At 48.5% G+C, this 22878-nt stretch carries 26 protein-coding genes; 21 read left to right on the forward strand and 5 right to left on the reverse strand.

Annotated elements, in window-relative coordinates:
- Window positions 1-59 precede the first annotated feature (59 nt).
- On the reverse strand, window positions 60-3506 hold the full coding sequence (locus tag M3630_RS23615) for a pyruvate carboxylase (RefSeq protein ID WP_251253728.1): 3447 nt from the start codon (window positions 3504-3506) through the stop codon (window positions 60-62).
- A gap of 112 nt (window positions 3507-3618) precedes the next feature.
- Here M3630_RS23615 and M3630_RS23620 point away from each other — a divergent pair, with 112 nt between their 5' ends.
- The 12 genes from M3630_RS23620 to M3630_RS23675 all read left to right on the forward strand — a co-directional run bounded on the left by M3630_RS23620 (window position 3619) and on the right by M3630_RS23675 (window position 12261).
- Window positions 3619-4062: a gamma-glutamylcyclotransferase family protein gene (locus M3630_RS23620; RefSeq protein ID WP_251253729.1), complete on the forward strand. Its 444-nt coding sequence runs from the start codon at window positions 3619-3621 to the stop codon at window positions 4060-4062.
- Window positions 4063-4110: 48 nt separating this feature from the next.
- Entirely contained in the window at window positions 4111-4644 is a 534-nt protein-coding gene (locus tag M3630_RS23625) for a hypothetical protein (RefSeq protein WP_237898889.1), read from the forward strand.
- Window positions 4645-4733: 89 nt separating this feature from the next.
- Window positions 4734-5255 carry a thiol peroxidase gene (gene tpx / locus M3630_RS23630; protein ID WP_015892342.1) on the forward strand — a complete coding sequence of 174 codons (522 nt, stop codon included), beginning with the start codon at window positions 4734-4736 and terminating at the stop codon, window positions 5253-5255.
- Between the two features lie 176 nt (window positions 5256-5431).
- Complete coding sequence (locus M3630_RS23635; RefSeq protein ID WP_251253730.1) at window positions 5432-6061, forward strand: TetR/AcrR family transcriptional regulator; 630 nt, start codon at window positions 5432-5434, stop codon at window positions 6059-6061.
- Between the two features lie 7 nt (window positions 6062-6068).
- Window positions 6069-6773 (forward strand): MBL fold metallo-hydrolase, encoded by a 705-nt coding sequence (locus M3630_RS23640; protein ID WP_221868807.1) that lies wholly within the window; start codon window positions 6069-6071, stop codon window positions 6771-6773.
- A gap of 74 nt (window positions 6774-6847) precedes the next feature.
- On the forward strand, window positions 6848-7327 hold the full coding sequence (locus tag M3630_RS23645) for a hypothetical protein (RefSeq protein WP_173612260.1): 480 nt from the start codon (window positions 6848-6850) through the stop codon (window positions 7325-7327).
- A gap of 83 nt (window positions 7328-7410) precedes the next feature.
- Entirely contained in the window at window positions 7411-8331 is a 921-nt protein-coding gene (locus tag M3630_RS23650; RefSeq protein WP_251253731.1) for an RluA family pseudouridine synthase, read from the forward strand.
- 391 nt (window positions 8332-8722) lie between these two features.
- Window positions 8723-9640: a fumarylacetoacetate hydrolase family protein gene (locus M3630_RS23655; protein WP_251253732.1), complete on the forward strand. Its 918-nt coding sequence runs from the start codon at window positions 8723-8725 to the stop codon at window positions 9638-9640.
- 25 nt (window positions 9641-9665) lie between these two features.
- Window positions 9666-10826 (forward strand): homogentisate 1,2-dioxygenase, encoded by a 1161-nt coding sequence (locus M3630_RS23660; RefSeq protein WP_173612263.1) that lies wholly within the window; start codon window positions 9666-9668, stop codon window positions 10824-10826.
- Window positions 10827-10845: 19 nt separating this feature from the next.
- The gene (locus M3630_RS23665) at window positions 10846-11466 is read left to right on the forward strand and encodes a flavin reductase family protein (protein ID WP_173612264.1); all 621 of its coding nucleotides are present in this window, start codon (window positions 10846-10848) and stop codon (window positions 11464-11466) included.
- Window positions 11467-11581: 115 nt separating this feature from the next.
- On the forward strand, window positions 11582-11932 hold the full coding sequence (locus M3630_RS23670) for a PspC domain-containing protein (protein ID WP_173612265.1): 351 nt from the start codon (window positions 11582-11584) through the stop codon (window positions 11930-11932).
- Between the two features lie 149 nt (window positions 11933-12081).
- Window positions 12082-12261: a hypothetical protein gene (locus tag M3630_RS23675; protein ID WP_047068559.1), complete on the forward strand. Its 180-nt coding sequence runs from the start codon at window positions 12082-12084 to the stop codon at window positions 12259-12261.
- 66 nt (window positions 12262-12327) lie between these two features.
- Here the strand turns inward: M3630_RS23675 and M3630_RS23680 are convergent, their stop codons facing one another.
- From M3630_RS23680 to map, 3 genes are all read right to left on the reverse strand, one after another.
- Window positions 12328-12924 (reverse strand): TetR/AcrR family transcriptional regulator, encoded by a 597-nt coding sequence (locus M3630_RS23680; RefSeq protein ID WP_251253733.1) that lies wholly within the window; start codon window positions 12922-12924, stop codon window positions 12328-12330.
- Between the two features lie 14 nt (window positions 12925-12938).
- Complete coding sequence (locus M3630_RS23685) at window positions 12939-13964, reverse strand: LLM class flavin-dependent oxidoreductase (protein ID WP_173612267.1); 1026 nt, start codon at window positions 13962-13964, stop codon at window positions 12939-12941.
- A 179-nt stretch (window positions 13965-14143) separates the two neighbouring features.
- On the reverse strand, window positions 14144-14890 hold the full coding sequence (map, locus tag M3630_RS23690; protein ID WP_173612268.1) for a type I methionyl aminopeptidase: 747 nt from the start codon (window positions 14888-14890) through the stop codon (window positions 14144-14146).
- Between the two features lie 132 nt (window positions 14891-15022).
- On the opposite strand from map, the gene nadE reads away from it, so the two are divergent.
- The 3 genes from nadE (at window position 15023) to M3630_RS23705 (ending at window position 16888) form a co-directional block, all read left to right on the forward strand.
- Window positions 15023-15775: an NAD(+) synthase gene (gene nadE, locus M3630_RS23695; protein WP_173612269.1), complete on the forward strand. Its 753-nt coding sequence runs from the start codon at window positions 15023-15025 to the stop codon at window positions 15773-15775.
- A gap of 2 nt (window positions 15776-15777) precedes the next feature.
- Window positions 15778-16602: an MBL fold metallo-hydrolase gene (locus M3630_RS23700; protein ID WP_251253734.1), complete on the forward strand. Its 825-nt coding sequence runs from the start codon at window positions 15778-15780 to the stop codon at window positions 16600-16602.
- A 64-nt stretch (window positions 16603-16666) separates the two neighbouring features.
- Window positions 16667-16888, forward strand: coding sequence for a hypothetical protein (locus M3630_RS23705; protein WP_017250368.1), 222 nt, complete (start codon window positions 16667-16669; stop codon window positions 16886-16888).
- Window positions 16889-16951: 63 nt separating this feature from the next.
- Here the strand turns inward: M3630_RS23705 and M3630_RS23710 are convergent, their stop codons facing one another.
- A complete protein-coding gene (locus M3630_RS23710) occupies window positions 16952-17437 on the reverse strand; it encodes a DUF2062 domain-containing protein (RefSeq protein ID WP_251253735.1) in 486 nt (161 codons plus the stop codon).
- A 225-nt stretch (window positions 17438-17662) separates the two neighbouring features.
- Between M3630_RS23710 and M3630_RS23715 the strand changes: the two genes are divergently transcribed.
- From M3630_RS23715 to M3630_RS23740, 6 genes are all read left to right on the forward strand, one after another.
- On the forward strand, window positions 17663-18280 hold the full coding sequence (locus M3630_RS23715) for a DedA family protein (RefSeq protein ID WP_255688732.1): 618 nt from the start codon (window positions 17663-17665) through the stop codon (window positions 18278-18280).
- The gene (locus M3630_RS23720; RefSeq protein ID WP_173612272.1) at window positions 18273-18791 is read left to right on the forward strand and encodes a YkvA family protein; all 519 of its coding nucleotides are present in this window, start codon (window positions 18273-18275) and stop codon (window positions 18789-18791) included. The genes M3630_RS23715 and M3630_RS23720 overlap by 8 nt, the downstream gene beginning before the upstream one ends.
- 18 nt (window positions 18792-18809) lie before the next feature.
- Window positions 18810-19757: a 3'-5' exoribonuclease YhaM family protein gene (locus M3630_RS23725; RefSeq protein WP_173612273.1), complete on the forward strand. Its 948-nt coding sequence runs from the start codon at window positions 18810-18812 to the stop codon at window positions 19755-19757.
- Window positions 19758-19880: 123 nt separating this feature from the next.
- Entirely contained in the window at window positions 19881-21443 is a 1563-nt protein-coding gene (locus tag M3630_RS23730; protein WP_251253736.1) for a YcdB/YcdC domain-containing protein, read from the forward strand.
- A 166-nt stretch (window positions 21444-21609) separates the two neighbouring features.
- On the forward strand, window positions 21610-22605 hold the full coding sequence (locus tag M3630_RS23735; RefSeq protein ID WP_173612275.1) for a hypothetical protein: 996 nt from the start codon (window positions 21610-21612) through the stop codon (window positions 22603-22605).
- Window positions 22602-22877: a hypothetical protein gene (locus M3630_RS23740; RefSeq protein WP_173612276.1), complete on the forward strand. Its 276-nt coding sequence runs from the start codon at window positions 22602-22604 to the stop codon at window positions 22875-22877. The genes M3630_RS23735 and M3630_RS23740 overlap by 4 nt, the downstream gene beginning before the upstream one ends.
- Window position 22878: the final 1 nt, after the last annotated feature.

The raw sequence follows: 22878 nt of genomic DNA on the forward strand, positions 1-22878 counted from the left end.
CAAAATCTAATGGAATGAATCCCCAGGAACAATTTACTATCTCTTATTATAGACGATGCCTACTCCATTTCAATGAGCAGATCGCCAGTTTGAATGGCTTCGCCTGCTTTCACATAGACGGCTTTAATTTTTCCGTCGAGTGGAGCCTGAATCGTCGTCTCCATTTTCATCGCTTCACTCACCAAAAGATGTTCGCCTTTACGAACCTTGTCACCTTCTGCTACAAGCACCTTGAGCACTTTTCCTGGCATGGAGGCACCGAGGTGGGCAGGGTTTTGCGCTTCTGCTTTTCGGCGGATCAGTTCAGAGACTTTTGCCGATTGATCTCGGATGAAGATTTCACGTGGCTGTCCATTCAGTTCAAAATAGATGATGCGTCGGCCATCTGGATGAAGCTCTCCAACTGCGACCAGTTTGATAATCAACGTTTTACCGCGCTCGATCGTAATGGCGGTTTCCTCACCCGGACGCAATCCGTAGAAGAATGTTCCCGTATTCAATACCGACAAGTCACCGTATTCCTTTAGGCGTTGTTCAAATTGCAAATAGACTTGCGGATACATGATATAAGACAGGACGTCTAAATGACTGGGCTCACGTCCGATTTTGGCTTCCAGCTCAGCAGCAACTTGCGTAAAGTCAATGGGTGCGAGCAATTCACCAGGACGAGCAGTAAAGGCATCGCGACCTTTTAGCACGAGTTCCTGCAACTTCTTAGGGAATCCGCCAGGCGGTTGGCCAAGATACCCTTGGAAAAATTGAATGACGGAATCCGGAAAGTCGAGGCGTGTTCCTTTCTCCCAAATGTTTTCTTCATTCAAGTTGTTTTGGACCATGAACAGTGCCATATCACCGACGACCTTGGAAGAAGGGGTCACTTTTACAATGTCGCCGCACATTTGATTGACGACAGCATACATGTGCTTCACTTCGTCCCAACGACCTTCCAGCCCAACCGCTTTGGCTTGCTGCTCCAGATTGGTGTATTGTCCGCCTGGCATTTCGTGTACGTAGACCTCCGTGTTGCTCGCTTTCATGCCGCTTTCAAAGCCTTGGTAGTACGGACGTACATCCTCCCAGTAATCAGACAGCTTGTTGAACGATTCAAGAGATAAACCAGTCTCACGCTCCGTGTGGGCAAGGCTTGCGATCAATCCGTTCAAGCTTGGTTGGGAAGTGAGTCCAGACATGGAACTGACGCAAGCATCGACGATATCCACGCCTGCTTCGATGGCTTTCAGAAGCATGGCGCCAGCATTCCCTGATGTATCGTGCGTGTGCAGATGGATCGGAATGCTGATTTCTTGTTTTAAAGCAGAGACGAGCGAATAAGCAGCATACGGCTTCAAAAGACCTGCCATATCCTTGATTGCGAGAATATGGGCACCTGCTTTTTCCAATTCCTTTGCCAGATCGACATAGTAGGCCAAGGTGTACTTGGTCTTGGTCGGGTCCAGAATATCTCCAGTGTAGCAAATCGCTGCCTCGGCCACTTTGCCGGATTCACGAACGGCTTCAATGGCTGTTTGCATCCCGGGAAGCCAGTTCAGGCTGTCAAAGATCCGGAAGACATCAATGCCATTTTCAGCAGAGGCTTTGACGAAAGCGTGAATCACATTATCCGGGTAGTTGGTGTAGCCTACGCCATTTGCTCCGCGCAAGAGCATTTGGAACAGGACGTTTGGTATGCGCTGGCGAAGGATTTGCAGCCGTTCCCAGGGAGATTCCTGCAAAAAGCGCATCGTTGTGTCAAAAGTGGCGCCGCCCCACATCTCCAACGAGAAGAGGCCAGAACCGAGCTTGCCTGTCGCCTCTGCAATGGAAGCGAGATCGTAGGTACGCACACGCGTAGCAAACAAAGACTGGTGGGCATCGCGGAAAGTCGTGTCTGTGACGAGCACGTGTTTCTGCGCCTGAATCCACCGTACCAGACCGTCGGCACCTTCTTTATCCAGAATTTGCTTCGTACCGTCCGGATATGGCTGGGTAAATGGTGTCCGCGGGATGCGGGGCGAGTCGAAGTGCGGCTTTTTCTCCGATTTCTGGAGACCGGGATATCCGTTGACAATCGTGTCTCCGATATAAGATAGTAATTTGGTACCCCGGTCTTGACGGCCAGGGAAGACGAATAGCTCTGGTTTGGTATCAATAAACGACGTATCGTAGTTGCCACTCAAAAAATCAGGATGTGTCACGACATTTTCCAAAAACGGCAGGTTCGTTTTCACGCCACGAATACGGAACTCACGCAATGTGCGGAGCATTTTGCGAGCGGCTTGATCAAAGCTCGCGCCATACGTGGAGATTTTGACCAGTAGCGAATCATAAAACGGTGTAATGATCGCACCTGGATAACCATTGCCTCCATCGAGCCTTACTCCGAAACCGCCACCGGAACGCCAAGCGGACAAGCGACCAGCATCTGGCAGGAAGTTGTTTTCTGCGTCTTCCGTCGTGACACGGCATTGGATGGCAAAGCCACTCATTTGGATATTGTTCTGCCCACTGATGCCAATCTCTTCATCGGAGAGGGCATGACCCTCGGCTACACGAATCTGCGACTGAACGATGTCGATTCCAGTGATGAGCTCCGTGATGGTATGCTCTACTTGAATGCGTGGATTGACTTCTATGAAATAAAAACGCTTGTCCGGCGTTAACAAAAACTCGACAGTACCAGCGTTCGAATAGCCAGCTTTTTTCATGAGTGTGAGAGCAGCCTGGCAAATATCTTCACGCAGCTTGTCATCCAAAGATAGGCTCGGTGCTACTTCGACCACTTTTTGATGGCGCCGTTGAACAGAGCAATCGCGCTCATACAGATGGACGATGTTTCCGTGGTTGTCACCGAGAATCTGGACCTCGATGTGTTTGGGCTGTTCCAAGTATCGCTCCAAATACACCTTGGCATTGCCGAAGGAAGAGCGGGCCTCGGAACGGGCACGATCTAACGAATCTTGCAATTCCTCCTGACTGCGGACGATGCGCATGCCACGGCCCCCGCCGCCAGATACGCCTTTAATAATGATGGGGTAGCCGTATTCTTTGGCAAAGAGAAGCGCCTCTTGGAGTGTTTCGATTGGCTCAGGAGTGCCTGGAATCACTGGGATTCCCGCTTCAATTGCCAGACGACGTGCTTCTACCTTGTCCCCGAATTTGTCGATCAGCTCAGGAGATGGTCCAATGAAAATGATGCCTTCCTCTTGGCAGCGCTTTGCAAAATCAGCATTTTCAGCAAGAAATCCGTAGCCTGGGTGAATGGCATCAATATCGTTGCGCTTGGCAATTTCGATGATACTCTCGATATCGAGGTAAGCCTCGATAGGCCCTTTTCCCGCTCCGACCAAGTAAGACTCGTCAGCCTTGAAGCGATGGATAGAAACGTTGTCCTGCTCGGAGTATACGGCTACCGTACGTATGCCGAGCTCCGTTGCTGCGCGAAAGATTCGAATGGCGATCTCACCGCGGTTTGCTACCAGTAGGCGATTGATTTTTCTCTTTTTCATTATTCTCTCCCCCTAACGTCTCGGAAAAAAAGACGTATTAAAATTATATATAGAACAAATATACAAAATTTTCTCGACGCAAGACACACTTTTTTCGATCACAGGAGGATGGATGAGCGTGAACAATCAGAACGACAAGCTGCCTGTATTTGTGTACGGCACACTTTTGGCGGGCTTTGGAAATCATAGGAATTACGTGAAACCGTATCAACATGAGGCAACACCTGCGACGATTCAAGGTGAGATCTATCATTTACCGGCAGGCTATCCGGGATTGCTGAAAGGAGAGCAGGAGGTTGTGGGGGAGATCGTTACGTTTGCCCCTGACGTGTACGAGCGAGCGCTAGCTGGACTGGACGAGCTGGAGACGTACTATGGCGAGGGTGATCCGCGCAATGAATATGAACGGATCATCGTTCCAGCGACCATGGAAGGAACAGGTCAGGTCGTGAATGTCTTTGTTTATCGTTATTTGGATCAAGACCTGGTCAAGCAAACAGGGGTGCACATTGCGGATGGAAATTGGCGACGCTACATGCAGGAGCTGCCTGAATAGCCAGTGCTAGTTTTGCCAAAACTGGTAGGGAAAAGGAGGGACCCTGCCATGGAATTACTCCATTGTGAACCCGCACAAATCTGGCGTTACCTGATTCCGCAAAATCACTGGATGTTTGCCGACGAAGTTCCAGAAGATGAACTGATCTTTCATTATCGCGACCATATTTATTTTGTAAACAATGACGGCTCAGTTTTGTCCATGCCACAGCCCGCTTGCTTCGATACGCTCGATATGGGGACCTTGCTGGAGTATTTGGCAACATCGGACGACACCATTGATTTTGACGATGAAGGACAATTCGATTACGGTCATGTCCTAAAGCATATGGGGTATATCGTGCCAGTCAGGGACAAGCGGGAAAAAGCCACATATCAAATTGAGATTATCAACACGGCATTGCCGAAAGCTTATGGAACGCGGTACGAAATGAAGCAGGTGACCTTTGCATTTGCCCTCTATCACGCGCTGATGCGCTGTCATGAGCTGAATGCGAAAACGGATTGGGAGTACGAGCATGAAGTGAAGCGAATCGCTGAGGTCCAAGCCAAACGAAGCGGGAAAGTGCAAGTGAATCTGTAATTTCTACTATTGGCATAGTGAAAAAAAGTGAATGATAGGGTATGATAATTGATGTACATACTGAAAGATTTGGTGAGGAGGAAGAAATCATGACAACTGCTGTTGAGCGTCAAGGCGCGTTTGTATTCAAAGGTGGTCCTGTAACACTGCTCGGTCCTGAAATCAAAGTAGGAGATACTGCTCCTAACTTTACTGTAGTAGGTGGCGATCTGTCCCCTGTAACTTTGGAAGATTCCAAAGGCACTGTTCGCATCATCTCCGTAATCCCTTCTATTGACACTGGCGTGTGCGATGCACAAACTCGCCGTTTCAACGAAGAGGCTGCGAAATTGGAAGGCGTTACTGTGCTGACTGTTTCCGTTGACCTGCCATTCGCGCAAAACCGCTGGTGCGGTGCTGCTGGCATCGACAAAGTGAAAACAGTATCTGACCACAAAGACCTGAGCTTCGGTACAGCTTACGGCGTAGCGATCAAAGAATTCCGTCTCTTGTCTCGCGCTGTATTCGTAATCGATGCAAACGACAAGGTTGTACACGCTGAGTATGTGGCTGCCGCTGGTGAGCATCCAAACTACGAAGCTGCGATTGCTGCTGCACAAGCTGCGAAATAAGCAATTTTCATAAGTAAGCTCCCTTTTTGTCCAAGGACGAGAAGGGAGTTTTTTTATTTGCAGCAAGTGGGAAAATTAGTCTTGACGGATTTTATAACCAGTGGTTATATTATAACCAACGGTTACTAACCATTGGTTATAAAATTTTTAAAGAGGTAAGGAGCTGAATATCTCGCATGGCAAGCAAACAGGAAATACGCTCGGAAGAAACGAAACGGGCCATTTTGACGGCGGCAGCAGACCTTTTCGCTACCCGAGGCTTTGATACGGTATCTATCAGGGAAATCGCCAAAGCAGCCGGCTGTTCCCATACAACCCTCTATATTTATTTCAAGGACAAAGAAGCACTGCTTCATCATCTGTCTAAAGAACCTTTGCAGAGCTTGGCTCTACAAATGGAAGAAACACTGTCCAAACAAGGAAGAACACCAGAAGAGATTCTGCGGGAAATCAGCAGTCAGTTCATCCACTTTTGCTTGCGCAATCGAACCATGTATACCTTATTCTTCATGATCAAAGCCTCTCGGATTGATGTAGAGGAACCGGAAAAAGAATTGCAAACGCTGCGCAATCAATTGTTTGGTTTGTTGAGGGAGGCTGTAAGACGTTGCTTGCCAAGTGAGATAGAGGAAGAAAAAGCGCTTGCCCATGCACGGATATACTTCTACACGTTGCATGGCATCGTCGGTACGTATACTCATTCCGAAGAATCATTGGACAGCTTGATGGAAAGGCTAGCCCCTACATTCGCTTTATCCATAGATGTTTTTCTTGCAGGCAGTCAAAAAATAATGAACAGGGAGTGAAGAAAGAATGATCAGAGTGGAGCAAATCTCAGCGAACATTTGGTGTATCAAAGCGTGGTTGTTGATTCCTTTGCGGGTCTGGATTGTCAGGGAGGAGGATGGCGTTACGCTTATCGATGCAGGAATGCCATTTATGGCGAAACGGATTATGGCTTTTATCAAGCAGTTGAATGCAGGACCACTCAAGCGAATTTTGCTGACGCATGGTCATTCGGATCATGTTGGGGCGTTAAAAAAAATCACGGAGGCAGAATCTGTACCAGTCTATGCGCATCGAATCGAGATTCCGTATATGGAAGGGAAAGAGCTATATCCTCGTCGTAAAAAGCTGGAAGCAAACGTACAGCCTGGCTTGGCGCAGCCTTTGCCAGAGGATGCCGAAGGAAATATAGCTGCCGTTGGCGGGCTGCAACCTTATCTGACACCCGGTCATTCTCCAGGGCATGTGGTTTATTTTCACGAAAAGGATGGAGTGCTTTTGGCGGGAGATTTGTTTACTTCCAAACACGGCAGATTGCATCGTCCCATGCCGATGTTTACGGCGGATATGGCGCAAGCACTCAAAAGCAGTCTGATCGTCCGCCAATTGCGACCACGGCATTTGGAAGTATGCCATGGCAAGCCAATCCAAAATCCGGCAGAACAGCTCGATGATTACTTGAAAGAGGTCTCTACTTCTTTTTCGATTCCAACAAGTGTTTGGCAATCATAAGGAAATGATCGACCGGAGCCAAGTCGGATGAAACGAATCCCTTTTTTGTCGCGTCATAGGTTTGAGGTGATTGGATGAAAAAGGTAGAATGGCTTGGTCAACTATTTCTGATAGCGACACTGTTATTGACGGGGTGTGGGAATGGATCGTCCGCGCAAGGGACTGCGCAGCTTGCGGAACCACCACAGCCAGTCATTGAATGGCGCGGAAAAACAGCTGCGACGGTGCCGGCATCTTCCTGCTGGAGCTATAATAGCGAGGCGATCTGCAAGGATACGGCGGCACCACCGGAACTCGTCGCAGAGCAAAAGCCTGCACCCCTGCAAGTAAAGCCCGGGGCGACGCTGACTGTCACTTTTGCCCAGCAGCCAACTGCAAATACGCTCAAGGTAACCCAATGGGACGGCGTGAAAGAAGTTGAGCAAGCAGTGGAAAACGGCAATCAGTGGAAGGCACCCGAACAGCCGGGCTGGTATTTGTTCGATGTTCGCGGTCAGTGGACCCAAGGCGATGCAGGTCATGCATTTGTTATCGAAGTGAAAGACAACATATGATAGACATCCAAACGGTCGTGGCCAAACAGCCTGATCGTTTTTTGCTATACTGAGGAGAAGGGAAGACTTAAAGGAGAGACAACATGCTGGAAGAATTAATTAGCTTCACGGTTGATGAGGCAGATGCAGGGCAAACCGTGCGAGAAGTATTGCAAAAGCGGTATGGTGTATCGCGGCGCTTGCTCATTCGTGCCAAGTTTAAAGGCTCCATTACACGGAATGGCGTCCTCGTATTTGTAAACGAAAAATTGCAAGCCGGCGATAAAATAGCAGTCATGGTTGAAGAAGAGGCGGAAGAGACCGTCGCGCCAGAGGATATGCCGCTCTCCATCCGTTACGAGGACGAGGATTTGATGGTCATTGCAAAGCCAGCGGGATTGGTTGTTCATCCGACAGGAAATCATCCTAGCGGAACCTTGGCAAACGGGATGATCGCTTATTGGAAAAGCCGTGGCGAAAACAGAAAGTTCCGAGCGGTGAACCGTTTGGATAAAGATACATCAGGCTTGATGATCGTAGCCAAGAATCAATGGGCACATGAACAATTCAGTCGTATGCAGCAGATCCGGACGTTGCAGCGGACTTATCGAGCAATTGTTCAAGGAATCATGGAGTCAGACGAAGGTACGATTGATGCGCCGATTGGCCTTGCGGAAAATTCGTTTATCACCAGACAGGTAAGACCGGATGGGCAGACGGCTGTTACCCATTATCGTGTGCTTGCCCGAGGGGAAGGTATGAGTTTTGTCGAGGTAAAGCTGGAGACGGGGCGCACGCATCAGATTCGCGTACATATGAGCAGTAAAGGGCACCCACTCGCCGGAGATGATCTGTACGGAGGAGAACGGGAGCATATCGGCAGACAAGCTTTGCATGCATGGGGGCTATCTTTTGTCCATCCGCGCAGCGGTCTTGCGATGAGCTGGGAGGAGCCGCTGCCAAGTGATATGGAACAGCTAGTTCAACAATTTTTTCCCGATGATCCATGCAAGGAAATGACTTAGGCGAAAAATTTCGTCATTTCCCTCTGGAAAGCTGTAAGCGTTTTCGATATGATAGAAGAAATTCAATTCAAATATGTGGAAACATAACAGAGAATAGCTGGCTGTCTGCGGGGGAAAATCACGCAAAGATTTTTTTCAGTAGCAGACGAGACCCAGCTTGCGCCTGATGCCTGTTTCGGATCGTTTTGACAAAGAGGGCTTCCCTTTTTATTTGTCATGCGCCGGAATTGCCTTGGGGGTGAGCTGGGTTTTCTTATCATATCGGAAAGCATACACCTCTTCGGGTTTCTTCCCGATAGTACGGAAAACATTCCGCTAATACGCGGTCGCTCATCCTTGAGCAAGCCTCGATATAGGTTTTCTTATTTGCCCAAGAGAAGGAGAGGGTTTCATGAAGCTGGTTTCCTATCGAGAAAGGGAAAGGGATGCTTGGCGAGCAGGGCTCGTGCGCGAAGGAAAAGTCAAAGATATTGCGCATGCGTGTCCGGGGGCGCCGAGTACAGTGCTAGGTTTGCTTGAGGAGTGGGCAAACTGGCTACCCGTTATCCAAACCGCATATGAGGCAGAGGAAGGCTGGGATTTGGAGCAGGTCGAGCTAGGCTCGCCACTTCCGCGTCCCGCCAGCTTTCGTGACTTTTACGCCTTCGAGGCTCATGTGAAGACAGCGCGAGCCAAACGCGGACTTCCGATGGTGCCCGAATGGTACCACTTCCCCGTTTTTTATTTTTCGAATGCAGCAGCTTTTACGGGGACGCAAGCGAATATTCGCAGACCCAAAGCAACCGAGTGGCTGGACTATGAGCTGGAAATTGCCTGCGTGATTGGAAAAGCAGGAGTAAACATTCCAGTAGAACGAGCGGAAGAGCACATCGCTGGATATTGTATTTTAAACGACTGGAGCGCCCGGGATATACAACGGGAGGAGGTCAAGGTTGGCTTGGGGCCAGCCAAGGGCAAAGATTTCGCAACGGCCATGGGGCCCTGGCTGGTTACACCTGAGGAGCTTGCGGATGTACGCATCACAGGCGAGAAGGGCAGCCGCTACAATCTGGAAATGGTGGCACGCATTAATGGCAGAGAGTATTCAAAAGGAAACTTCAAGGACATTCACTATACATTCGCAGAAATGATTGCCCGTGCTTCGGAGGATTGCTTCTTGTATCCCGGAGATGTTATCGGATCGGGAACAGTAGGGACTGGCTGCATTTTGGAGCTGGGAACAGAGCAGTATCCTTGGCTTGCGCCAGGTGATGTAGTGGAGCTAGAGGTGGAACGCCTCGGTGTGCTTCGCAATACGATTTGTGAATAAGGATGAAAAAAGGAGGAAGGAACGTATGGCTTTTTATCAACGAATGGGGGAAGTTCCAAAAAAGCGGCATACGACGTTTTACAAGCCGGATGGGGGACTGTACCGCGAGCAAGTGATGGGAACAAAAGGGTTTTCCGGGATTCAATCGATTCTGTATCATCACAATCCACCTACCCAAGTGAGGGAGACGCGCAAATATGCAGACGTCCGCTTGGAATATGTGGAGCAGGTTGATTTGAAGCATCAGCATTTTAAAACGTTTGATGTTCAGCCGGGCGGAGACCCGATTTTCGGACGTCGCTACATGCTGGGGAATAACGACGTCGTCATGGCTGTGTGCGCACCAACAGAACCGATGGATTACTTTTATCGCAATGCAGATGGGGATGAAGTTGTTTTTGTCCATCAAGGTGAGGGAGAGCTGCAAACGATTTTCGGTACGCTCACTTACAAGCCTGGCGACTACCTTGTCATTCCGATTGGCACGACCTACCGGATAGTACCGTCTGTGCAGAGTCGTTTTCTTGTCATTGAGTCCCAGAATGAGATCGTGCCACCAAAGCGTTATCGTAACGAGCATGGTCAATTATTGGAACATTCGCCGTTTTGTGAACGTGATATTCGTGTACCGGAAAAATTGGTGACGCATGTGGAAAGCGGAGACTTCGAGGTGCGAGTCAAACGCCAGTCCGTGGTCTACAGCTACTTCTTTGACTTCCATCCGTTCGATGTGGTGGGGTGGGACGGTTATTTGTATCCGTATGCACTGAGTGTTCATGATTTTGAACCGATTACTGGACGCATTCATCAACCGCCACCTGTCCATCAAACCTTTGCCGGTCAAAACTTTGTCATCTGCTCATTCGTTCCGCGGATGTACGACTATCATCCGCAAGCGATCCCTGCGCCTTACTATCACAGTAATGTAGAAAGTGACGAGGTGTTATACTACGTAGATGGCAATTTTATGAGCAGAAAAGGGATTTATGAGGGGTCTATCACCCTGCATCCAATGGGGATTCCACATGGGCCGCATCCAGGCAAGGTAGAGGCGAGCATTGGGAAAAAAGAAACGCAGGAGCTGGCTGTCATGCTGGACACATTCCACCCGCTACACGTCACAAAGCAAGCGTTGGAAATTGAGGATGACGCATACATGGCAAGCTGGTTGCCACCGAAGGAATAGAAAGAGGTGCAAAAACGCAATGGAAATCGCCATTCATGAGATTGAGCGGCAGGAAAAATACAAGCTTTTGATCGGGTGTATCGTCCCGCGGCCGATCGCTTGGGTTACCTCGTTAGCGGAGGGAGGAATCGTCAATGCCGCTCCTTTCAGTTATTTTAATGTTGCCAGCATTGAACCGATGATGGTCTCGGTTGCGGTCATGCGCAAGCCGGGAAGTGTCCCAAAAGATACGGCACGAAACATCATGCAAACGGGAGAATTCGTGGTCAATATGGTGGACGTACACAATGTGGATGCAGTCAATCAGACTTCTGCTGATTATCCACCGCAGATCAGTGAGGTAGAGGCATTGGGGCTGGAAGTCGCACCATCCGTTCGCGTCAAGGTGCCAAGGCTGCGTGCATCCCGCATCCATTTTGAGTGCAAGCTGCATCAGATTGTGGAATTAGGGAGTCCAACGACTTCGGATTTGATTATCGGGGAAGTGGTGCATGTACATGTAGTGGATGAGTTGTATCATGCAGGACGGATTGATGCTACAGCATTTGCACCCGTCAGCCGATTAGCGGGTCATACGTATGCGACGCTGGGCGAACAGTTTGATCGTCCACGTCCCGTTTATGAGCCACCTGTCAAATGATTGATCTCCGTCCAGCGACGGAGGACAAATCCCTCTACGGACCATTTTACCGAAATCGCCTATCGGGTATCCTGTAGATACAAGGCAAGCGGATACTGTAGAGAGGGTGGAAGCAATGATGGAAAGACGACTATATCGTTCGCATCATGATAAACGGTTATTTGGAGTTTGTGGTGGGGTTGCGCAGTTTTTGCGCATTGACTCTACGCTGGTACGTATAGGAGTTGTCGTTCTTACTGTTTTTACAGGAGTACCGATTCTGCTTTACTTGCTGATGGCAATGATCATGCCAAAAGAACAGCAGTGGTCATACGCTTCTGACAGCTTCCCAATGTATGATGCGCCATATAGTGGACATGCACGTATGAATGATTTGGATCAAGAGATTGACCGTCTGGAAAAGCGTGCTTTGGTACAGGAAGTGTATCGCCTGCGCGAAGAATTGGGCAAATACAAAGGACTTTAAAGCAAATAAGAGACTTCCTGGGCATTACGCTCACGGGAAGTCTCTTTTCACGTTTACCTATTTTGATCCTACCAAAAAAATGGTCGGCAACTTCTGGAAATCGCTGCATAACATATAAGGTGGAAAACCTACATAGGGAGGGAAAAGCAGTGTATCTCGGCGTGTTCGATTTGAATCAGCGTTTGGAGCAAACCCGCAAAATCCTGCGGGAAAAGCAACATCTGAAAAAACTGATTGAAGAAGACATCCATGACTTGGAACAAGACGTCAAAGAATTAGAAGCAATGACGGCGAAACAAGAAAAGTATGCGACCAGTGCTCAGCGCTAAAGCATCTTTCATGAGCGACAAAAAGAGGAAGTGGCAACTGCCGGAAGAAGGCAGGGAGCCACTTTTTTAATTGGGAAGCGCTTGGTCCAAAACTTTTTCTACGATGCCAGGAACCATGCGGATCGCTGCACTATCGGTTCCGTACGTCTGGCTATCCGCGTAAGTACCTTCCATCAACAAGATCAGCGTATAGGCCAACTCGCATGGATTCGCAGCGCCAAGGGCAGTCGTGCGTTCCAAAAAAGCGTCGCGGATTCGTTTCTGATGGGAGCAAACCAGCTCGCGAACTGGATGAACCGGATCAGGAAACTCGACAGCTATATTGATAAAGCAACAGCCGCGAAATTGCTCGTTGGACGCGCGCGCAGCCAGATCAGCAAAAAACTGAATAAGTTGCTCTCGTGGCCGATTGGGATGTTTGGCGATGCTCTCTTCCCACTCTTGCCAAAAAACGTCTTGCTTGCGCTTCATGTAGGCGAGAATCAGGTCTGTTTTCGAGGAAAACTGCCGATAGACGCTCATTTTATTCATTCCGGCACGCTCAACGATGGCATCTACACTGACGGCATGGATCCCTTCTTGATAAAACAATTCTTCAGCAGCGTTCAAGATGATCTCTTGTGCTTTTTCACGAGGTACGCGAGGCCGTTTTGCTTCCGTCATATACCATCCCCCATTCAGGACTTCCAGACGTCGGCGACAATTTCAAAAGAGCGCACACGGTCGGCATGATGGTACATTTGCGTTGTAATCATGAGCTCATCTGCTCCTGTGGCATCGAGCAACTCTTGCAGTTTGCTTTTCACGGTAACAGGGCTACCAATGATGGAGGAACGCAGTTGAGCTTGGACAGACAGTTTTTCGAATTCGCTCCACAGTTCATCCATATTGTCCACAGGTGGTTGGATTGGCTTGAGATCACCGCGGACGAGATTTAAGAATGCCTGGTAATGGGAAGTGGCGAGTCGATTCGCGAGCTCATCCGTATCGGCTGCCATCACGTTGACCCCAACCATGGCATATGGCTGATCCAGTACTTCCGATGGACGGAAACAATGGCGATACGTCTGCAAGGCGGGCAAGGTGAAGTTCGGTGAAAAATGCCCAGCAAAAGCAAACGGCAATCCGAGCATGCCCGCGAGTCGCGCTGAGAAATCGCTGGAACCGAGCAGCCAGATCGGGATGTTCAGACCTTCGCCAGGGATAGCGCGGATGGCTGATGCCGACTCGTCTGTTCGTGGACGAAGATATTCACGCAGCTCCTCCAATAACTCTGGAAAATCCTCTCCGCCAACCCGCAAATCGCGGCGTAGCGCACGTGCTGTTCGCTGGTCCGCCCCGGGTGCCCGTCCTAGACCTAAGTCGATCCGGCCTGGATAGAGGGACTCCAATGTCCCGAATTGCTCGGCGATCACGAGTGGAGCATGGTTGGGCAGCATAATGCCGCCTGAACCTACACGGATTTTGCTGGTGCCGCCGGCAATGTAACCAATGAGAACGGAGGTGGCAGAGCTGGCTACGCTGGGCATTGCGTGGTGTTCGGCGAGCCAATAACGTGTAAAGCCCCATTTTTCCACTTGTTGCGCCAGATTGAGACTGTTTTTATACGATTCAGCAGCGTTGCTACCCTCCGTAATAGGTGCCAAATCGAGAACAGACAATGGGATATCTCGCAGTTGCTTAGATGAGATTGTATCGGACATGGGATGGAACCCTCCTTGTGCTTAGCGGTTGCTGGTCGGATAAGTTTGTTACTGAGTAGTAACAAAACGTACTTGAATCATACGGAGCGGCAGAAGGGATGTCAACGTTTGGATGTGCGACAGAGCACATTGGGAGAAAAAGAAAAAGCCCTGACAATGCAAGGGCTCTTCGTACATCCTTATTGTTTTGTTAAGATAAGAGGTCCATTCGCGGTAATAGCGAGGGTGTGCTCGTATTGAGCGGACAGCTTCCCATCGCGAGTACGTGCTGTCCAACCATCTTCATCGACCGTTGCATGATACGTCCCAATGTTCAGCATGGGTTCAATGGTAATGACCATGCCTTCTTTGAGGCGTTGACCTCTCCCGGGAGGGCCAAAGTGAGGAACGAACGGCTCCTCATGCATTTCCTGACCGATACCATGTCCGGTAAAATCGCGCACGACGGAGTAGCCTTGTGCTTGCGCATACGTTTGGATGGCGTGTGAAATATCGCCGATCCGATTGCCTACGACAGCTTGCTCAATACCGAGATACAGCGATTTTTCAGTGACTTCCAGCAGTCTTTTCGCTTCCGGAGACACGGTTCCCACTTCATAAGACCAAGCGGAGTCAGCCAGCCAACCGTTTTTGCGAACAACCATGTCGATGGTAACGATATCGCCATCACGCAGAGGCTCTTTTTTCGGGAAGCCATGGCAGATGACATCATTTACTGAACCGCATGTGGCATAAGGATATCCATGAAACCCTTTTTGCTCAGGGGTCGCGCCATTTTCAGCCAAAAATTCTTCAACGAATTGATCAATCTCCCAGGTAGAAATGCCTGGACGAATCATCTTGGCAATCTCACGATGACAAGCAGCCAAAATCTGACCTGCTGCATGCATGAGTTCAATTTCTTCAGGTGTCTTGAGGATAATCATCGACTCTCTCCTTCTCCTCGTTAGTCAAGAACTCTCTATAGTATATAGTGTAGTCCTGTTCTGCGCCAATTGCCACACCGAAAACGGCATGGTAGGATGAGGAAGAAATAATCAACCCTGGGGGTAGGTAGCGTGGACAAGTTTCAAGAACATCTGGCGAACTACCAGATTCATGTAAAAGAAGACGTGGAAAAACGTATTGCCTTTATTCGTGAGCAAATTGACGGAAATGGCCTTGGCGGTGCAGTCGTTGGCATCTCTGGTGGGATTGACAGTGCCGTTACAGCAGCGCTGTGTGTGCGTGCATTAGGTTCAGAACGCGTCATTGGCATTTGGTTGCCTGCTTACTCGCAAACCGTTCATGAAACAGATTCCAAGCGACTTGCTGAAGCGATTGGATTGAATTTGCACACAGTAGATGTAGGGCCTGCCTACGATGCTTTGGTACCTGCGATCGAGGGTGTACTTGGGCTTGATGACAAAACAAAGGGAAATACAAAGGCTCGCTTGCGCATGACAGTGCTGTACGCCATCGCTAACCAAAAAGGATACTTGGTAGCGGATACGTGCAACCGCAGTGAGATTCATGTTGGTTATATGACAAAAGGCGGAGACGGTCTTGCCGACTTTAATCCAGTAGCTAGCTTGACGAAGCATGAGATGCGAATTCTTGCTGCTGAGCTCGGGGTGCCTGGAGAAATCATCACGAAGCCGCCTTCTGCCGATTTGTGGGAAGGACAGACGGATGAACAGGAGATGGGTTTCACTTATGAGGATCTGGATCGTTTGCTGATTACAGGGGAAACTCGACCGGAAGCCAAAGAACGCATCGATTACCTGCATCGAATCTCTGAGCATAAGCGCAATATCATGCCAGGCATATAGATATGGCAAAATCCTACAAGCTGTTTACAAGTTGTCTATGGCAAACGACCAGTGCAGTTGTAGCAACCGAGCAACGTCTCTACTTGTTTGATCCGGCCTATTTTCCTCATGAGATAGAGGCGATTGCTGACTATGTGCAAAGTGAGAGGAATGGAAGAGAGCTCGTACTTGTCCTCACTCACGGAGATTGGGATCATGTTGTCGGAGTAGGCAAGTTTTCGGATGCCACAGTCATTGCGCAAAAGGAAATCCTGACCGATGGACGGATCGAGAGTAAGCTAAACAAAGCGAAAAAGTTTGACGGATCGTATTACGTGGTCAGATCGTATGAAGTAGGAATGCCGACATTCATGAAATTAGTGGACGATGCACAAGAGTGGCAGGAAGTCTTTTTCTTGCCTGTACCAGGACATACAGCCGATCAGATGGCGACCTTGTTCCGGGAGCAGAAGCTGCTTGTTGTCGGTGACATGCTATCCAATTTGGAGTTTCCGTTTATCGATGACAGCGGTGCCTATTTGGAAAGTCTGGAAAAGATCGAACGGTTGGTTCTCCAAGGAGAAGTGGAAGAAGTCATTCCTGGGCACGGAGTACCTGCCAAAGGACGCGAGGAAATCCTGCATCGGATTGAACGGGATCGCCAGTATTTGTTGGATGCACGTGCAGTTGTTTTCGAGGGTATCGCCAATAACGTAGAGGAAGATGTACTCAAAGAACAGTTTTCCCAACTGACGTATGATGGTGTATCGATCGATGAACATCTCCGTTCTTCCCATGAGCAAAACTGGGATCAACTATGCAAGGAAGCTCTTTCGCAGAAAGGTTGATTATTCCACGGTTTTATAAGATAATAGGGGTTACGCAAATCTTTCTAGGAAAGAGGTGGAACAGATGTCTACGACTGAATTGATGCTGAGAACAAGTCTGGAAGGACGTGTGAAGCGTACGTTGCAAACGTACTTCCGTCGCCCTAACGACGTGTTGATCAAGGAAAGCCTCGGAGCGAACGGTTTGTCCCCAGAGCAAGTGGAAGTAACCGTGGAGCTCTTGAAAGAAGACAAAACTGTTGCCGAAATCATGGAGCACCTGCACGATAAAGGCTACTTTGCATAACATTGCGAGCAAAAAAGACCGGACTGACATCGATTGTCGGACCGGTCTTTTTCGTTCGAGCAATTAGGGATTAGGACTTTCCTCAGGTAATGAGCGCCGTAGTTTCTTGCGGCGATACCATTGAAGGCCAGTTAAAACGAGAAAGTAGCTCGCTAACGCGACAAAAAGCCCCATGATGGCACTCCCGGTGAAAAAGACAAGTCCTTTTTCCCTCACCCAGACAAGCCATTGCATCCCAGACTCGTGATGGTTCGAATGCCCTTGTAACGGTTTGCCGATCAACACGTATCCAATATTGTAATTGAAAAGAATGAAAAGCGGTAAGATGAGCTTTCCGATGACAAACGCAACCAAACCAGCAGGCAAACTGGCACGAAACAGCTTGCATAGCGGGAAAAGCAACAGAAACGCGATGCCAAAAGTAGGCAGAGTAATGAACTCAATGAAGATTCCGAGCGAAAATCCGCGGGCGACAAAAGCTGGAGCCCCTTTCATTCTCAGCACCTTGTAGTATTCGAATTTTAGCTTTCGATATGCTTTTTTCCACATCCGTGCTATCCCTCGTTTGTCCCAAGTCATTTGTCCGCAAAATTCCCTAAGGGTATGGCGAATGGTGAAGCTGGATTCGTTTTTTTGGTTGTTGTTGTAGAGTATCTCCCAATTGGCAAAAATTAATAGTTGCCATAGGAGCTCTGATTTGTGAATGCGCCTTTCTTTTGGCATAATGGAAGAGGGCAGCTTGCTGGAAAAGTGGTGACATTCGTGGAAGGTGTAATGGGAACCTTTGGTGACTATATTTCGCAATATGGGTATGGCGCCTTGTTTGGATTGTTCTTTCTAGGAATTTTGGGAATGCCCTTGCCTGAAGAAACGCTGCTCGTTTTTTCCGGATTTCTTGTCTCAACGGGAAAATTGGATTATTGGCCTACTTTTTTCGTCTGCTTTCTCGGTTCTGTTACGGCGATGACGGTGGCATACTGGATCGGCAGAACATTAGGCTACGCTTTTCTCGAACGATATGGGAAACGATTGGGGATGGGCTATACCGTTTACAAAAAAACGGAAGAATGGTTTAATCGCGTCGGTAAATGGGCGCTTCCGTTAGGCTATTTCATCCCTGGTGTTCGCCAGTTTACGGCCTATTTTGCCGGGATCACGCGATTGCCATTTCCGACTTTCATGCTCTATACCTATTTGGGTGGGTTGTTTTGGAGCTTGCTTTTCGTGACGCTGGGCTGGCAATTAGGAGAACGCTGGGATGAGCTGTTTGATTTGATTGCCCGTAACCTTGCGATCTTCTTTATCGCTTTGCTGGCATTGATCGCAGCCTGGTCGTATTTCAGGCACAAGGCAAATGTAAAAAAGCAATTACGGAGGGATCAGAATGAGTGAAGAAAACCGCAACGAAAATCTACTGCCTGTGGTTCACAAGCCAACCGAACTGGTTCCTGTAGTATTACCGGAAAAACATCAGCGATTTTATGATAAATTGCGTGAAAAAATCGAAGCGTTCATTAAAGACAAGGGAGTCAATGATTCTGTAGCCAACTTTATTTTGCTTGCACCAGATTTGTTTGTTCTCTTGGCCCGCCTTCTGCTGGACAAGCGCGTAGGTGTTCAATCAAAAGCGTTAGCGGGTGTAGCGGTTGCCTACTTCATTACTCCGATTGATTTTATTCCAGAGGTATTAGTCGGCGGATTCGGACTTCTGGACGACGTCATTCTGGCTGTTTATGCTTTGCGCAAGATTTTGGTGGATATCGATGAGTCGATTGTACGCGAGCATTGGAATGGCGAAGAAGACCTCTTGGCCGTCATTACGAAGGTGATTCGATCAGCGGATGATTTGGTCGGCAAAAAAATAGTGAAAAAGCTGGAAGAAACCCTGTTCCGTAAAAAATAAGCTAGGATGGGCAAATAGATGAAATATTTATTGGATTATCAAGAGGGAGAGCGTGTTGTCGCCTTTTGCCTGATCAAAAACAAGGAAGCGGGCGTAGCGAGTAATCAGAGTGAATACTTAAATCTGGAGCTGGGAGACCGCTCCGGTACGATCATGGCAAAGCTGTGGGATGTCAATGCAGAAATGAAGGAATGGATTAACGTCAAGTCTGTCGTGAAGATCGACGCTGCCGTCCAAATGTACCGTGGGAAAAAGCAACTAGTGATTCAACGGATCAGACCGGCTGCCGCTTCAGACGAAGTTCAGATGGAGTCGCTTATTCCGATCTCGCCCGTTCCAGTAGATGAACTGTGGACAAAGCTTACCCATGCAGTCGAAAGCCTGCGGAGTGCCACGCTCAAGGCCATTATTCAAGAAGCGTTGGCAACAGAGGAGATTCAGGATCGCCTTCGCCATTATCCGGCTGGCGTTCGTATGCACCACAACTATTATCACGGTTTGCTCGAGCATATCGTCTCTCTGTTGACAGCGGCACAGAGCCTCTTGCCACTGTATCCCCAAGTAGACAGGGATGTACTGATTGCGACTTGCATCTTGCACGATATTGGAAAACTGTACGAGCTATCTGATCCCATCGCTCCGGATTACACCACGCCAGGTCAGCTAATTGGTCACTTGGTCATGGGAGTCGAGATGGTAAGCGGCATTTGTCGTAAGCTCGATATTTCTTTAGGGGACGCGGAGGTTCTGCATTTGAAGCATTGCATTTTGAGTCATCATGGAGAGGTAGAGAACGGCTGGGGAAGTGCTGTATCCGGAAAAACGCCTACAGCTGTCATGTTCCATTACCTGGACCAGATCGACAGCAAAATGAACGCTTTGAGCCAAACACTAGCGGACATGCCGGAAGAAGAGGAATGGGCGTATGCTGGCGTGCTTAGACGAAAAGTCTGGCGCGGGTATTAATCCATGGAACAAAAAGCCAACTGCCAAGCAAAACGAAGCAGTTGGCTTTTTTTAGATAAATCAGAAACGTTTTTGCAGGAAGCTCGTCTTAACAGTAATGTCTTGTAATGAGGAGGTATTCCTATGAAAAAGCGAAACAGAGCTGCCATGCTTGTCTTGGCAGTCAGCATGGTCACGACACCAGTGGCACTTCTGCATCCGTTGTCTTCCTATGCGTATGATGGCAAATCGAGTCTGGAACCGATTGAGTTGCCAGAAGACATCGTCCACTTGTTAACAGAATTGAAAGAGGACTATGTGCCTCTCATGAAAGACCTTCATGTGGACTCATACGGAGGGACAAGCAACTCGGGGTATGTCATTAATCTTTCGGACCGAAAGAGTGTCATTACCACGAATACAACGCTCACTATCTCCACGAATGCAAAGGGAGATATGACCAGTTTTGTCCTGTATGATGTGAATCGGGACAAAACACCCAAAATCAATCAAAAGGAAGCCTATCAAAAGGCTGTGGACTTTATCCGGAATTACATAACAGTTGATCATGTTATTTCCCCGCAAGCGATGCTTTCTTTCGATCGCGCATCTGAGCTGGATCATCTGGCCGTTGTCAGTGTCTACCCACAGTTGAACAATACATGGGTGGATAAAGAGACAGCTCGGGTCATGGTTGACGCAAAGGGTCAGGTTGTCCATTTTCAGCAAGAGAAGCTAAAGCTTCCTACCGCAGAAGAAGTAGCGGACCCAAGCAAGGCTGTACCGCTAGAGAAGGCAATGAAGGAGTGGCAAGACAAGGTATCCTTGGAATTGGTCTACGATGAGTCAGCGGGCAAGCTCGTTTACGTCCCTGACCAATTGCCAACAATAGATGCTCTGTCTGGTGAAGCAGTTCCATCTGTTTATAAAACAGCGAATAAGACGATGAAAATCAAAGGAACAGCAGACATGGGCGTCTGGCGAGATACGAAAAAAATGGAGCAGATGCTCGAAAAGGATTTTGGCCTGAAGCTAAATCAACGCACGTACAAAAATGTAAAAGAAGACAAAAAGTATAAAAACAGTGATATTGATCGCCATGAATGGAATGCGAATTCGTATCAAAGCGCGTGGATTACGCTCGACCGTAAAACAAAATCACCTATTGAATTCAAACTGGACGGTCCCGTAGAAAAGGAGCTTGAGAAGCCGCTCACGCATGATGAGGCAAAAAACATCGCCGTACAATTTGTGGAGAAATACTTATCGTCCAAAGAACAATCCTTCTTTGTAAAGGAGACGAGTCTTGTAGAAAATCTGCCAGGTTGGGCAGATCAAAATCTGGTGCGGCCGGTCAGTAGCTTTGCTTTTCACCCTGAGATGGACGGTATCCCTACCAAGAGACCACTGTTCTACCTGGAAGTGGACGCAAAGAAGGGCAATGTAGTCCTTGCTCAAGTAAATGACCTGCCGTCCATGCCTGCTACCTTCAGTAAAGACGGTATTGTGAAGGGTGAGAAAGCAAAGGATGCGTATGTCAAAGAAGCAAATCTGCGCTTGGCATACTGGTATCCGAAGGTAGGGACGCATTCTGCGAAACTGCCGCAGCTGGCCTATTTACCGACAGCCGATGCCAAGTCTCTGCAGATTGATGCTGCAACGGGTGCGGTGGAGGAAACCTGGCTGGAATGGAAAGCTACCCAATAACCAATACCCGATATGGTGTAGAAGCCACGTCGGGTTTTCCTTTTCATCATTATCGGAATTCATAAACACTTCAAGGCAGGTAGGATTTTTTTTCTTTTTGTAGAATAACTTCTTGATTCCCATTTGATTTGGCAAACAATGCCGATCACGAGAAGGAGAAAGTGCAATGAAACGGCCAACTTATACCCTACCAAGTATTGTAAAAAAGGTATTCCGGCCCGGTGAGCGCTCCCTTCCACGTACGGAGATCTGCTCCCGGATGGAAGCGAATGAGCTGAATGCTTTTTTGGATCTGGACTGCAAGACAATACTGGATAAAGTGTTGAACATGGAGCAGTCTCCAGTGCGAGTTGGAAGCTCAGAGGCGATCGTAGAGGTCACTCACCAGCCGCATCAAGTGTACGACTTGGCTCATCGCTATTTGCGCGATAGCCAAACACCAAAAAAGCTTGAGCAAATTGTCGCAGAGCTGCGTCGTCAAACGCAGTTTGGTTGGAATCAGATTCTTCGTATGCTGCAATTGGAACGCGATCCTCGCTTTGTGCAATATCAAGGCGACAGCAGATGGTTTTTGGCAGAGTGGACTTTGGGCAATGACCAAGTGTATGAGTTTTGCCGCGACAATGGCATTACGCAGGTTTCTGCTCGCACATTAGTCCATTTTCTGGAGCAGGAAGTAGGCATTGCTGCAGATGCTGCTTTTCTCCCAGCGCAAGATGACCGCTTCCGCATTGACGGTGATACCATGTACATCATTGCTCGTAGCGAAGATTCCAAGGAAGAGCAGGCGGCCCTCGAGGTTGCTGTTGCTGCCCCTTCTGTATCGATAGGAAACAGCGAGTCCGTCTCAGAAGAAATTGCATCGGAAGAACCAGCGAATCCCTTACACCAGGTGGAAGAACAACAAGAACGATTATTTACTAAGGAGGAAGCTACTATGTCTACCATTACCAACCAGCAAGTTCTCGAGGAAGTACAAAAACTGATGCAAGAAGCTATCAGCCGCTTGGAGACAAGAAACCAAGAAATGTCCCAAGAAGTTGTCGCTCATTTTCAACAAAGCAATATGCAAGCTATAGAAGTGCTCATGAAAGAGAAACATAAGCATGAGCAGATCGTACTTGGCATTCAACAGGTGCTAGCGACCAGTGAGCAACAATGAGTCAACTTGAGGCTACGATCCGGTTAGAGCAGAGATTTGCCATCCTGCGCGAGGTTATCGCGGGCTATCGGATTCGCCTTCAAGAAATGGAGAAGGAAGTGGTGGAGCTTTTTGCCACGAACCAACTCTCTGCTATTTCAGCATGCATGGGCGAGAAGCAGCGCATCGTCAGGTTGATGAATCGTCTGGAACAATTTATTGTCCAATGGGAAAGCAACAACACGGATGTGGGTATCGCACATGAACCAAAGCGAGAACACTTGAACACATGAC

This window comes from Brevibacillus sp. MER 51 (genome assembly GCF_023714195.1).
GTDB lineage: Bacteria > Bacillota > Bacilli > Brevibacillales > Brevibacillaceae > Brevibacillus.